This is a genomic window from Flavobacterium sp. IC2-16 (assembly GCF_055521455.1).
Map to the genome: position 1 here is coordinate 1,597,965 of NZ_CM145480.1, position 13,472 is coordinate 1,611,436.

The 13,472-nt window shown below is 35.5% G+C and carries 12 protein-coding genes; 7 read left to right on the forward strand and 5 right to left on the reverse strand.

Annotated features, from left to right (window positions below; translation table 11 throughout):
* The first annotated feature begins 10 nt into the window (after positions 1-10).
* Genes ACZ1JT_RS07185 through ACZ1JT_RS07195 form a run of 3 tightly spaced genes read left to right on the forward strand, consistent with a single transcriptional unit; the run spans position 11 to position 3,731 of the window.
* Entirely contained in the window at positions 11-886 is an 876-nt protein-coding gene (locus tag ACZ1JT_RS07185; RefSeq protein WP_465093161.1) for a hypothetical protein, read from the forward strand.
* Positions 861-3,263: a penicillin-binding protein 1C gene (gene pbpC / locus ACZ1JT_RS07190; RefSeq protein WP_465093162.1), complete on the forward strand. Its 2,403-nt coding sequence runs from the start codon at positions 861-863 to the stop codon at positions 3,261-3,263. The genes ACZ1JT_RS07185 and pbpC overlap by 26 nt, the downstream gene beginning before the upstream one ends.
* A gap of 27 nt (positions 3,264-3,290) precedes the next feature.
* Positions 3,291-3,731 (forward strand): nucleoside deaminase, encoded by a 441-nt coding sequence (locus tag ACZ1JT_RS07195; protein WP_465093163.1) that lies wholly within the window; start codon positions 3,291-3,293, stop codon positions 3,729-3,731.
* Positions 3,732-3,907: 176 nt separating this feature from the next.
* Here ACZ1JT_RS07195 and ACZ1JT_RS07200 read toward each other — a convergent pair whose 3' ends face one another.
* Both ACZ1JT_RS07200 and ACZ1JT_RS07205 read right to left on the reverse strand, forming a co-directional pair.
* Positions 3,908-5,455 carry an Rne/Rng family ribonuclease gene (locus ACZ1JT_RS07200; protein WP_465093164.1) on the reverse strand — a complete coding sequence of 516 codons (1,548 nt, stop codon included), beginning with the start codon at positions 5,453-5,455 and terminating at the stop codon, positions 3,908-3,910.
* 387 nt (positions 5,456-5,842) lie between these two features.
* Positions 5,843-6,133: an HU family DNA-binding protein gene (locus ACZ1JT_RS07205; protein WP_465093165.1), complete on the reverse strand. Its 291-nt coding sequence runs from the start codon at positions 6,131-6,133 to the stop codon at positions 5,843-5,845.
* Between the two features lie 135 nt (positions 6,134-6,268).
* Between ACZ1JT_RS07205 and mutY the strand changes: the two genes are divergently transcribed.
* The 3 genes from mutY to gldD all read left to right on the forward strand — a co-directional run bounded on the left by mutY (position 6,269) and on the right by gldD (position 8,481).
* Complete coding sequence (gene mutY, locus ACZ1JT_RS07210; RefSeq protein ID WP_465093166.1) at positions 6,269-7,309, forward strand: A/G-specific adenine glycosylase; 1,041 nt, start codon at positions 6,269-6,271, stop codon at positions 7,307-7,309.
* Between the two features lie 43 nt (positions 7,310-7,352).
* Complete coding sequence (locus tag ACZ1JT_RS07215) at positions 7,353-7,799, forward strand: single-stranded DNA-binding protein (protein ID WP_465093167.1); 447 nt, start codon at positions 7,353-7,355, stop codon at positions 7,797-7,799.
* 106 nt (positions 7,800-7,905) lie between these two features.
* Positions 7,906-8,481: a gliding motility lipoprotein GldD gene (gene gldD / locus ACZ1JT_RS07220; protein ID WP_465093168.1), complete on the forward strand. Its 576-nt coding sequence runs from the start codon at positions 7,906-7,908 to the stop codon at positions 8,479-8,481.
* A gap of 73 nt (positions 8,482-8,554) precedes the next feature.
* On the opposite strand, the gene ACZ1JT_RS07225 is transcribed toward gldD, so the two are convergent.
* The gene (locus tag ACZ1JT_RS07225) at positions 8,555-8,929 is read right to left on the reverse strand and encodes a heavy-metal-associated domain-containing protein (protein WP_465093169.1); all 375 of its coding nucleotides are present in this window, start codon (positions 8,927-8,929) and stop codon (positions 8,555-8,557) included.
* A 112-nt stretch (positions 8,930-9,041) separates the two neighbouring features.
* On the opposite strand from ACZ1JT_RS07225, the gene ACZ1JT_RS07230 reads away from it, so the two are divergent.
* Positions 9,042-9,908 carry a DMT family transporter gene (locus ACZ1JT_RS07230; RefSeq protein ID WP_465093170.1) on the forward strand — a complete coding sequence of 289 codons (867 nt, stop codon included), beginning with the start codon at positions 9,042-9,044 and terminating at the stop codon, positions 9,906-9,908.
* Positions 9,909-9,959: 51 nt separating this feature from the next.
* On the opposite strand, the gene ACZ1JT_RS07235 is transcribed toward ACZ1JT_RS07230, so the two are convergent.
* Together ACZ1JT_RS07235 and ACZ1JT_RS07240 are read right to left on the reverse strand one after the other, a co-directional pair.
* Positions 9,960-12,011, reverse strand: coding sequence for a M16 family metallopeptidase (locus tag ACZ1JT_RS07235; RefSeq protein WP_465093171.1), 2,052 nt, complete (start codon positions 12,009-12,011; stop codon positions 9,960-9,962).
* A 13-nt stretch (positions 12,012-12,024) separates the two neighbouring features.
* The gene (locus ACZ1JT_RS07240) at positions 12,025-13,350 is read right to left on the reverse strand and encodes a M16 family metallopeptidase (protein ID WP_465093172.1); all 1,326 of its coding nucleotides are present in this window, start codon (positions 13,348-13,350) and stop codon (positions 12,025-12,027) included.
* Between the last annotated feature and the right edge of the window lie 122 nt (positions 13,351-13,472).

Sequence of the window (13,472 nt, forward strand, 5' to 3'; positions counted from 1 at the left end):
TACTTTCCAAATGAAAATAACTCTTAAAATCGGAATACTTTTATTGGTAGTAATAGTGAGTTGTAAAAGCAATAAACCCAACTTAGCTAAGATTGATAGTGATGCTACTATTGATACAACCAATATAGTGAATACTGAAACTGTAATTCATGAAAAAGTTGATGCAATTGAAAAAGAAAAGGCTATAAATATTGATAGTTTGTTAAATGCAAATATTAATATTAAAGTAGAATACAGCGATAGTTTGGTTTACGTTATAGGGAATAGAGAGTTTTACGGAACTGCTAACGGGCAAATAGTTGCGTTTGTGAAACTAATAGAAAATAAAGAATTGTTTGCAATTGTTTATCCCAATACTCTTGATGATGAGCAACAACCTACTGTGCTTTTTTACACCATTAAAGATGGTGAATGGGTTTTGGTTTCCAAATTTGATTCGAATGAAGTCAATTACTTTGAAATTATCGATATAAATAATGATGGTGTAAGAGAAATTCTATCAATCGGCTATCCTAATATGAACGGAAATTATGCGAATAATTTCTATGGATACTCTAAAGCTGAAAATAAGTTTATTGAAGGAGGTGGTTTTTTTTCAAGTAATTACGAGTTTAAACCTCAATTAAGTAGGGTTGAAGTTCAATACGAAGGAAGTTGGTATATGCCAAGTTCTAAAGCTATTTATTATTGGAAAAACAACAAGTTGATTCCTTTTAAAGAAGTAGAAGTTGGCTTAAAAATAGCCGACATGATACATAATGATTATTATATCAAATATTCAGAAAATCTAAGTCTGGAGAAAGATTCAGTTCAATTGGTGTTTAAAAAATCGTTTCGTGGTAAAAAGTTGAATCAATTTTATGATCAATTTTTTGAAAATAATTAAAGTGAAAGAACTATTTCTAAAATTTTATAATTTCATCAAACTAAAAGTAAAAAACAATAAGATAAAATCAATTGTCTTGTTGTTACTTTTGGTGGGATACTATTTTTTACTTCCAAAACAACTTTTCGACGATAACTATTCAACCGTTTTAGAAAGCTCTAACGGTCAGTTGCTTGGCGCTAAAATAGCTTCTGATGGGCAATGGCGATTTCCCGAAAGTGATACGGTGCCTTATAAGTTTAAAAAATGCATTATAGCATTTGAAGATCAGCACTTTTATAAACATTTCGGATTCAATCCAATATCTATGGTTCATGCTTTTCAACAAAATAGAAAGGCGAATCGAGTAGTGCGTGGAGGTAGCACCTTAACCCAGCAGGTAATTCGATTGCATCGAAATGGTAAATCGCGTTCGTATTTTGAAAAAGTAATTGAAATAATTTTGGCTACTCGATTGGAATTTAGGTGTCCCAAAGAAAAAATTCTCAATTTATATACATCTCATGCTCCTTTTGGCAGCAATGTTGTTGGACTCGAAATGGCTTCATGGCGGTATTTCGGATTGCAGCCACATCAACTGTCATGGGCAGAATCAGCTACATTAGCAGTTTTGCCAAATGCGCCGAGTTTAATTTATCCCGGTAAAAATCAGCAAAAATTACTGCTTAAAAGAAATCGATTGCTTAAAAAGTTATTTCAAGACAAAATAATTGATGCAGAAACGTATGCATTGTCGTTAAAAGAGCCTTTGCCTCAAAAACCATTTCAGGTTCCTCATATAGCGCCTCATTTGGTTCAAAAAACGGGTAAAGAACATCGAGGAAATAAAATTAGAAGCACCATAGATTTTGAGATTCAACAACGGGCAAACGAAATCGTATCGCAGTATTATGCTTCTTATAAGCAAAATCAAGTGTATAATATTTCGGTATTGATTGTTGATGTTAAAACGAGAAATATTGTGGCTTATGTTGGCAATAGCCCAACCGATAAACAACATCAAAAGGATGTAGATATTATAGAAGCACCCAGAAGCACAGGAAGTATATTAAAGCCTTATTTGTATGCATCTATGTTGGATGAAGGCTACTTGTTGCCTGAAACATTAGTTGCAGATATTCCTACGCAAATATCGGGCTACGTTCCTCAAAACTATACTATGAGTTATGATGGAGCAGTTCCTGCGAGCAGAGCATTAGCCCGTTCGTTAAACATTCCGGCAGTTTTAATGCTTCAGGATTATTCTGTAAATAAATTTTATGAAAAACTGCAACAGTTGAAATTGCGAAATATAAATAGACAACCTTCTAATTACGGATTGTCATTAATATTAGGTGGAGCCGAATCCAATTTATGGGATTTATGCCGAGCGTATGCCTATATGGGAGGTACTTTAAATTATTTTACGGAAAAGAACGCTTATAGAATTCATGAAATGTCAAATTTGAATTATGTGCAAGCCAACAAAAATGAATTTGGCACATCCGTTCAACAAAAAAACATTTTGGGAGCTGGGGCTATTTGGCAAACATTTACAGCCATGAAAGAAGTAAATAGACCAGAAGGGGATGAAGCTTGGCGTTTTTACGATTCTGCGCTGGAAATTGCTTGGAAAACAGGTACGAGTTTTGGGAGTCGTGATGCGTGGGCAATAGGCGTTAATCCCGATTATGTTGTAGGTGTTTGGGTTGGCAATGCTACGGGAGAAGGTCGTCCCTCTATAGTTGGTGTGGAAAGCGCTGCCCCAATTTTATTCGATGTTTTTCATTTACTACCCAATGGAAAATGGTTTGAAAAACCATACAGAGATATGGAAGCTGTTGAGGTTTGTAAAGTGTCGGGTTATTTAGCACAAGAAAACTGTCCGAAAACCAAAGAATGGGTACCAAAAACCAATAAAAAAACCAGTGTTTGTCCGTATCATCAGCGTATACATTTGGATAAAACTGGGCAATACAGAGTAAATTCTACATGCGAAAGTCTTGATAATATAACTGATGCTTCGTGGTTTGTGTTGCCACCAGTTATGGAGTGGTATTACAAAAGTAAAAACGCAAATTATAAACCGTTGCCTTCTTATCGACAAGATTGCCAAGACGGCATGGAAGAAGCGCGCATGGATTTTATTTATCCTAAAAAGAAGACTAAAATATACCTCACTAAAAATTTTGAAGGGAAAGTGCAGCCAGCGATTTTTAAAGTGGCTCATTCTGTAGAAAACGCCGAATTGTTTTGGTATTTAGATGAGAAGTATTTAGGAACAACAAAAACATTTCATGAACTTCCAATACTAGCAAGTACAGGCACACACCTTGTTACGGTTGTAGATGATTTAGGGAATGAAATTCGATTAAAGGTTGAATTTGTTAACGAATAAAAAGGGAAGAAGCATTACTTTTACAAAATGGAGAATATTTTTACCGACGAATATTTCATGAAGAAAGCCTTGCAGGAAGCAGAATCTGCTTTTGATAAAGGAGAAATTCCTGTAGGTGCTGTTGTGGTTATCGATAATAGAGTTATTGCCAGAACACATAATTTAACCGAAATGCTCAATGATGTAACTGCCCATGCCGAAATGCAAGCCATAACGTCTTCAGCTAATTTTTTAGGCGGTAAATATTTAAAAGATTGTACGCTTTATGTGACTTTGGAGCCTTGTCAAATGTGTGCCGGAGCGCTATATTGGTCGCAAATTTCAAAAATAGTATTTGGTGCCCGAGATGAACAACGCGGTTTTATGAAAATGGGAACGCAGCTTCACCCTAAAACTCTTGTTGTAAGTGGTGTAATGGAAAACGAATGCGCATCGTTGATGAAAGAGTTTTTTAAATCAAGACGTTAGCCAGTTTTCAATGGTAACGGTATCCTTTTTTGCTTGTAATTTTTTAATTTTTAGCAATTCTAAACGAAAAAAAAGATAAAGTGATAGCAGGAATAAGCTGCAAAAAAAAACATAAAAAAAACCGCTATTCAATTAAGGATAGCGGTTTTTGTTTTTAAATTGAATTACTTCAATCGTTATTTAACTTCATTACCTTCTTGATTGAAGAAATGATATTCCAAATACGTGTAAGCGTCACGAGGTATGATTTTCACCCATTTCTTATGCTCAAAAAACCATTTTGAACGTAAGGATGGAAAACCTTTGGTAAGGTATGCTGCCACAAAAGGGTGCGTGTTTAATACAATCTTTTTATGGTCTTTAATAATTCTTTCAAGATCAGCCGCTATTTTATCAACAATAAGAATTGGTGCTTCAATTTCCCCATTTTCATTTGGGTCTTCTTCTCGTGTTTTGATATTTACTTCCGGTCTGACTCTTTGTCTAGTAATTTGAATCAATCCAAATTTGCTAGGAGGCAAGATTTTATGTTTCGCCTTGTCGTCACTCATTTCCTCTTTTAGAAAATCGTATAATGTTTTACGGTTTTCCGGATTTTGCATATCGATAAAATCGACAACAATTATTCCTCCCATATCGCGAAGTCGCAATTGACGTGCGATTTCTGCTGCGGCTATCAAATTGACTTCTAAAGCAGTATCTTCTTGGTTGGTGGCTTTGTTCGATCGGTTACCGCTGTTTACGTCGATAACGTGAAGAGCTTCGGTGTGTTCTATAATTAAATAGGCACCCTTGCTCATAGAAACCGTTTTCCCAAAAGATGTTTTGATTTGTCGTTCAATATGATATTTCTCAAATAGAGGAAGTTCTTTCGACTGATAATGTTTGACGATAGAGACTTTAGAAGGAGCTATTTCTTGCAAATAGTCCTTGGTTTGGTAATACAAATCCTCATCATCCACATGAATGCCCGTAAAGGTATCATTGAAAACATCTCGTAAAATAGAGGAAGCTTTGTTAACTTCTCCTAAAATTTTCGAGGGGTGATGAGCAGTTGGAATTCGTTTGCACATTGCCGACCATTTGTCGAGCAAGTTTTGCAAGTCTTTGTCCAGTTCGGCCACTTTTTTGCCTTCTGCTACTGTGCGAACAATAACACCAAATCCTTTAGGTTTGATAGATTGAACCAGTCGTTTTAAGCGATCTTTTTCTTCTTTAGATTCGATTTTTTGCGAAACCGAAACCCTGTCTGAAAAAGGAACTAAAACCACGTAACGTCCTGCCAAAGATAATTCCGAACTAATGCGCGGACCTTTGGTGGAAATGGGTTCTTTTACTACCTGAACCAGAATCGATTGATTAGCACTAAGCACATCGGAAATGGCTCCGTCTTTATCAATTTCCGATTCAAAAGGAAAATTTTTGAGAGTGAAATCTTTTATTTTACCTGCGCTTACAAGTTTAATGAATTTTATCATCGAAGAAAGATTTGGACCTAAATCGTGATAGTGCAAAAATGCATCTTTCTCGAAACCTACGTTTACAAACGCAGCGTTAAGTCCCGGTACTGGCTTGCGGATTTTGGCAATAAAAATATCACCTACCGAAAACCCGGCTTTTTCATCGCCGCCTTCTTCTTTGTGTAATTCAATTAGTTTTCCATCTTTTAATAAGGCAAAATCTACGGCGTCTGAACTAGTTCTGATAATTAACTCTTTGTTCATGCAGTATATTTTTATCCATACTTATAAAGTTAGAAGTTAGAAATTTGAAGTTAGAAAAATTCTAAATTCTGAATTCTAAATTCTGAATTCTACTTGTACAGATGGATTAAACAATTTTTACAGGTATAAACCCGAAGGAAGTTCAGTAGACAGCCTCGGTTTTCAGTTTTCAGATAAACTGCTAACTGAGACTGAGACTGGAAACTGATTTTCCATTTTCAATGAACTTAATTGTTTTTTTAAAAAGAAAAAAGTAGCATTAGACTACTTTTTCTTTTTGTGGCGGTTAGCTCTCGCTCTCTTTTTACGTTTGTGAGTTGCTACCTTATGTCTTTTTCTTTTTTTACCACTTGGCATAATTCTAAGTGTTTGTGATTAATAATTTGGTTATTTTACTTCTGTGTTTGTTTTTACGCCGTCAACAAAAATCTTAGCCGGTTTGAAAGCTGGAATGTTGTGAGCAGGAATTTTAATTGTAGTGTTTTTAGAGATGTTTCTTCCTGTTTTTTCAGCTCTAGTTTTGATGATAAAGCTTCCAAAACCTCTTAAATATACATTGTCACCAGTTTCTAATGAGCTTTTTACTTCTTCCATAAAAGACTCAACTGTTGCTTGTACGTCTCCTTTTTCAAGTCCCAATTTCTCTGAAATCTTCGCTACGATGTCTGCTTTCGTCATTTTCTTTCTTATTTGTTATTAATGTGTGTATTTTTTTGAGTGTGCAAATATAGGAATTAAAAAAACAAATTTTCAAGCTAATCGATTAAAATTTAGTCACATAAAGTTTTATTTTTGTTTTCCAATTTTTTTAACATGATTTTTTCTAACTCGTTAATACAATGGTATTTACAAAATAAACGGGATTTGCCATGGCGAAAAACCACTAGTCCCTACCATATTTGGTTGTCCGAAATCATGTTGCAGCAAACGCGAGTTGCTCAAGGTTTGCCCTATTATACTGCTTTTGTAGAGGCTTTTCCAACGGTTCGAGATTTGGCAGATGCTCAAGAAGAAACGGTTTTAAAACTATGGCAAGGATTAGGGTATTATTCCAGAGCCAGAAATCTTCACACCACAGCTAAATATATTGCTTATGAATGTCAGGGCAATTTCCCTAATACGTATAAAGGGTTAAAAGAATTAAAAGGGGTTGGTGATTATACGGCTGCGGCAATTGCCTCCATTGCTTTTGGAGAAAACGTTCCGGTAGTTGATGGTAACGTGTATCGGGTTTTGTCTCGTTATTTTGGAATTCAAACGGATATTACTGCTTCGGTTGCCAAGAAAGAGTTTTTTGAATTGGCTGCTTCGGTACTTCCAAACGGGAAAGCCTCAGATTTTAATCAGGCGATAATGGAATTTGGAGCGTTGCAATGCGTTCCTAAAAGTCCGGATTGTACTTCTTGTATTTTTAATGGAAGTTGTTGGGCTTTGCAAAACAACAAAGTGGCTGTTTTGCCTGTTAAATCCAAGAAAACAAAAGTTTCATCGCGTTTTTTTGATTATCTTATTTTGAACGATAAAATGGGTAATACACTCATTCGAAAAAGAACGGCAAAAGGAATTTGGCATAATTTATACGAATTCCCTTTGGTGGAGTCTGAAGCTAATTTGGATTTTATGCAAATTCAAGAAGCGGTTCGAGAATATGGTTTTTCGTTTGATGTAACAGATGTTAAGCTTTTGCATGAAGAAGTTATTTTGCATAAGTTATCCCATCAACATTTGAATATTCGGTTTTGGGAAATCACCTCGCCAAATGTGGTTTCTGAAGCACTGCCAATAGAAGAAGTGCTTCGGTTGCCGTTTCCAATAGTTATTCATAATTTTCTTATGAAGCATTGGGGCGAATGAAACTAAAATCATTATATTTGAAACTAACTAAAATTTACAAGCCATGAACGGTACATTGAACAAGGTTATTTTAATTGGACACTTAGGCGACGATGTTAAAATGCATTATTTTGAAGGAGGCAACTGCATAGGGCGTTTTCCTTTGGCAACAAACGAAGTGTATATCAATAAAACGACAGGTGAGAAAATTGCCTCGACAGAATGGCATAATCTGGTTGTACGAAATAAAGCCGCAGAAATATGTGAAAAGTATCTTTCAAAAGGAGATAAAATTTATGTTGAAGGCAGAATTAAGTCGCGTCAGTGGCAAACCGAAGATGGGACAACAAAATATACTACCGAAATTCAAGTTACCGAATTTACCTTTTTAACAACCAAAAAAGAATTTGAACCACGACAAGGCGGGTTTACCCCAGGAAATGATGCTTCAAAATCTTCCTCTTTCGAAGTGCCGCCTGCCAGTTCCGGTGAAGAAGATTTACCATTTTAATAAAACCGTTTTTTGAAGGTTTAATTTTTGAAGGTTAGCAAATAATCTTCGAAAAATAACGTTACACATTGTATCTTTACACCTAAAATTGTGTGAATGAATAGTTATGATTAAAAGTAGAGTTGTATTTTTTCTTTGTATAGCAACATTTTTTGGATTATTTACGAGTTGTAAAGACGAAACGGTTCCGAAACCAAAGAGCCAATTGCGTTTGGATTACCCTAATGCATCGTATAAAATGTATTCTAACACTTCAGATAATTGTGCTTTTTCGTTTGATGTAAACGAAGGTGCTAAAGTTAAAATGAAGCAGGATTGTTCTTTGGAAATCGAATATCCAACCATGAAAGCCACAATCTATGTAAACTATAAAACGGTTAATGGCAATATAGAGCAACTGTTACGCGACGCACAAAAACTTACCTATGAACATGTGGTTAAGGCAGATGACATTGCAGAGCAACCTTTTATTAACGGTCCGAATAAAGTATACGGAATGTTTTATCAAGTAGGAGGTAACGCTGCTACCAATGCGCAATTTTATGTGACGGATAGCACCAAACATTTTTTAGTAGGATCGGTGTATTTTTATGCAAAACCGAATTACGATTCTATACTTCCCGCAGCTGCGTACATTAAAAACGATATGCGAAAAATTATGGAAACCGTTAGGTGGAAATAAGAGATAGTAAAAAAGGAACTCATTTGAGTTCCTTTTTTATTCTAGGCCAACAATTGGTGGCTTTAGCTTCAATTCAAATGTTCGATTTGAAATTGGTTACTTTGTATGTTTTGCCATCGGCCACACCTTCAACCAATTTGGTTAACGATTCTTGGTTGTTGGCAGTTTTGTCGAAACTTACTGTAGCGGTTTTAGAATCGAAATCTACTTTGGCTTCTTGAACACCATCGGTTTCAGCTAATTTTTTCTCTATCGTTGCGGCACATCCCATAGCACAAGTCATTCCTTCAATTTGAAATGTGGCTTTTTCAAGGTTTTCGGCAGCAATTTCTTTTTTAGGTGCCGCTACTTCAGCAGTTTCTGGTGTAGTTGCTGTAGTTTCTTTTTTGCAGCTTGTTAGTGATAATGTAGCAAAAGCTATGATAAGTAAAGATCTTGTAAATTTCATAGAGTATTTATTTTTAAGATTATGCATTGCGATTTTGTCTTTGCAAAATTATTGAAAAATATATCGGAATGTCGCTTAAATAACAGAATTTTGACATTTCAAATCTACAACTATGGATTCAAAATATTTGAAATGGGTATTGTTAGCGGTATTAGCGCTCATTTGGGGAAGTTCGTTTATTTTAATTAAGCGCAGTTTGGTGGGGTTAACACCGTTTCAAGTGGGTTCGTTGCGTATGTTGTTTGCCGCGACTTTTTTGTTGTTGTTTTTCTTTAAGAGTATTGCCGAAATTCCGCTTCACAAATGGAAGTTTATTGCTTTAACAGCATTTACCGGTACTTTTTTTCCGGCGTTTTTGTTTGCCATTGCGCAAAGTGAAATTGATAGTTCAATTAGTGCTATTTTAAATTCTTTAACACCATTAAATACGCTGTTGCTTGGGATTTTGTTTTTTGGATTAACGTTTCAGCGAAATCAAATTTTAGGTGTTTTGATTGGGTTAGTGGGTAGTTTGGTTTTAATATTAAATGGCGCATCGCACAATCCCAATCAGAATTATTGGTATGCCTTGTTTGTTGTGGTCGCGACTTTTTGTTATGCCGCTAATGTGAATTTTATTAAAAAATATTTGTCCGATATAAAGCCCTTAAGCATTACAGTCGGTAATTTTTTAGTATTGGCTATACCGGCGCTTCTGATATTGATATTTACCGGCTTTTTTAATGTTGTTCATGTTGAAAAAGTACAGCACTCCTTATTGTTTGTTGGTGTTTTGGGGATTGTAGGAACCGGAATTGCCAATATATTGTTTTTTAAACTTATTCAAATTACATCGCCTGTTTTTGCTTCATCATCCGCTTACATGTTCCCAATAGTGGCGGTTTTTTGGGGATTGTTAGATGGGGAAATCCTGTCGATAGTTCAGTTTTTTGGAGCTGTAATTATTTTGTTCGGCGTGTATTTATCGGCTAAAAAATAAAAAAAGGCTGTCGGTAAAGACAGCCTTTATTGGTATAGTAAACTCGAATTCTTATTTGAAATCTTCAGCAGTTATGCCTTCGTTAATTTTAACTTCAGTAGTTAATAATTTGATTTCAATACCAACATTCATGTCAGTTTCAAATGGGAATTTAATTCCTTTTACATCTTTATAGTTGCTATAGTATGTAGTTTGCGTCATTTTTTGTCCGCCTCTTTCCATTTCTTTAGCTTCTGCAGTTTTTAAACCGGTTTTTACATCGTAATAATACGTTGTTTTACCTTCTTTAACCACATAAACATCGTTTCCGTTCATGTTTTCGATGCTTTCTAATTTAGCAGCAGGATTAGTTGCTAAAGCTAGCTCTTCGAAAGGCATTGCGCCATCTTTTTGCTCTTTTAATTCTTCAGCTGTTAAATCTTTACGTTGTCCTTGTACAATACGGTATCCTGTTTTATCCCCCACTACTTGTTTCATCATTGACATCCCCATTGCTTTCATTTCTGAAAATAACTTTTTGTCTGAAACTTTAGTAGTCAATTCTACAGGAGTTCCTTGAATAGTTCCAGAAGAAACAGTTACAACAGATTTAACCGCTTTTACTGCTTTTTCTCCACCAATAGCTTTAATGTAATTGTCGAAAACCGTTTTAGCAGTAACTCCGGCAGGAATTGGAATGCTAACTTTAGGTTTTTCTGTTGGATTACCAAATTTATCAAAATAAGAGATTGGTAATTTTTCTTTAGCACTCATTTTCTCTAAGTTAGGTAAAACTTCAGAAGCTTTTCCAACGATAATGATTCGAGTGTTATCTGCTAAGAAAAATTTGTTTGCTGCTGCTTTAATATCTTCTGCAGTAACGGCATTGATGTTTTTTAAGTAATTTTCGTAAAAATCAGCTGGTAATTTTTGCGTTTCAGTATTTAAAGCATAACGTGCAATAGTAGCTGGTTTTTGAATTTGCATTACAAAATTACCAACGTATTTAGCTTTAGCGATTTTTAAATCTTCATCCGATACCAATTCAGTTCTGATTTTTTTCAATTCGTTCAAGAATTCAACCACAGCACTGTCTGTAACAGCATTACGAACTGAAGCGCCAGAACGGAATTTTGAAACGTATTTTCCTGAACCTAAAGAAGAATATGCGCCATACGTCCAGCCGTGTTTTTCACGTAAATTCATGAACAAACGACCTTCGCCACCACCACCTAGGATTTGGTTTGCCAAAAGACCTGCAAAATATTCTTTGTCGGTCATTTTTAGGTTTTCAGTGTTTACCAAAGCAATCTCCGATTGAACGGCGTTTGGCATATCTACAAAGTTAATTTGTGTGTATTGAACGTTTTTAGGGTCTGAATACGTTAAGGCAGGAGCAATTGCTTTTTTCCATGAACCAAATTGTTTTTCAACTAATTTTTGAACGTCTTTCAGTTTTACATCACCTACAATAACTAAGTAAGCGTTTCCTGGTACGAAATACGTGTTGTAGTTTACGGTAATATCGTTTAACGTTACATTGTTTATTGTAGCTTCACTTAAATATTCGCCAGAAGGGTGGTTTTTACCAAAAGCCAATACGTCTTCAACGCGACCAGCTACAGCATTAACGCTTTTTTCTTGCGATTTTAAGCCTTCTAATAATTTAGCTTTTTCTTTGTCTAATTCTTCTTGAGTGAAAACTGGATTTAAAGCACCATCGGCCATTAATTCCAAGATTCTACCGGTGTATTTCGATAAACCGCTTGCAAAAGCACCGCTAGCGTTAAATCCGATATTAGCACCTAAGAAATCAACTTCTTCGTTGAAAGCGTCTTTTGAAATGTTTTTGGTTCCTTTTCCGATTAATTCTCCCGTTAAATCAGCAACGCCTTTTTTATCGCCTTCTGCGTATGGGGCATTATCGATAGTTAGGTTAAAAGAAACGCGAGGTAATTTGTGATTTTCCACAACCAAAACTTTCAAGCCATTTTTTAAAGTAAAAGTGCTTGGTTTGCCGATATTAACGACAGGTGAAGGTCCTGGTTTAGGTTGTTTTCTGTCTTGTGCTTGCATTGTCATTGTTAAAAATAAACCTGCTGCGATATATAAATATTTTTTCATAGTACTAGTCAACTTAGTTTTGTGCTTTGTCTTTTGCAGGAACATAATCTAAAATCAAACGTTGGTTTGGATTTAAGTATTTTTTGGCTACGTCTCTAATTTCTTCACGAGTGATAGAGCGGAAGATGTCAATTTCGGTGTTGATTAAATTTACATCACCGTATAACAAATAGAAAGAAGCTAAGTTTTCTGCAATACCTTCAATGCTTGCGTTGCTGTTTACGTATTGGTTTTCGAATTTGTTTTGAAGTTTTTGGAAGTCTTTTTCAGAAATCAAATCGGTTTGGATTTTAGTAATTTCTTCGTCAACTTCTTTAAGTAAGCCTTCTGTAGTGTTGTCACCCATTGGTAGTCCGTATAAAATATACATACCGTAGTCTTCTTGACTGTAGTTGAAAGCGCCAATTTGTAACGCCATTTTCTTGTCGTCAACTATTTTCTTGTATAGTTTCGAACTTTTTCCATCCGATAAATATGAAGAAATCATATCTAGAACACGTGCATCACGAGTTTTCATAGATGGTGTTCTGTACGTAGCCACCATCATTGGAATTTGGATGTTCGGATCTTGCCAAGTAGCATGAATCGTTTCGTTAATAGGAGCCTCTTCAAATTTTTGTCTTTGAATTGCCGGTCCTTTTTGGATTGCTCCAAAATAGTCTTTAATCCAGTTTTTAGCCTGAGCCGGATCGAAATCACCTGCTACAACTAAAACCGCATTGTTAGGGATATAGAACTTTTTGTTGAATGCTTGAAACTCCTCTAAAGTAGCGGCATCTAAATGTTCCATTTCACCAATGGTTGTCCATTTGTACGGGTGTACTTTGAACATATTTTGTTTTACGGCTTTAATTAAATTTCCGTAAGGTTGGTTGTCAACACGTAGTCTCTTTTCTTCTTTAACTACCTCGTTTTGCGTGTCAACCCCAATTTGGTTGATAACTGGGTGCATTAAACGCTCCGATTCCATCCAGATAGCCAATTGTAAATTGTTTGAAGGGAAAACTTCATAGTAATACGTTCTGTCGTCTGTAGTGTTGGCATTGTTGTTTCCTCCGTTTGCTGTAACGATTTTAAACCATTCACCACGAGCAATGTTTGGTGATCCTTCGAATAAAAGGTGTTCGAAGAAGTGAGCAAACCCGGTTCTGTTTGGTTGTTCGTCTTTTGCGCCAACGTGGTACATTACCGAAGTAATAACTACAGGTGCCGATTTGTCTTGGTGTAAGATGACGTGTAGTCCGTTGTCTAGGTTGTATTCTTCAAATACTACTTTTTGCGCGGAAGCAGCTCCTCCAAGCATTAAAAGCGAACTCAAAGCCATTAAAGATTTTTTCATAAGAGTTACTAATTATTTTAATATTTCAGAAATGAGTCTGCAATTTCGGGATTTTGTTACAGATATCTGATGTTTTTTTTGGTTTAAGGTTGGAATTTAGGATGTTAGTATTGTTTTTTGAG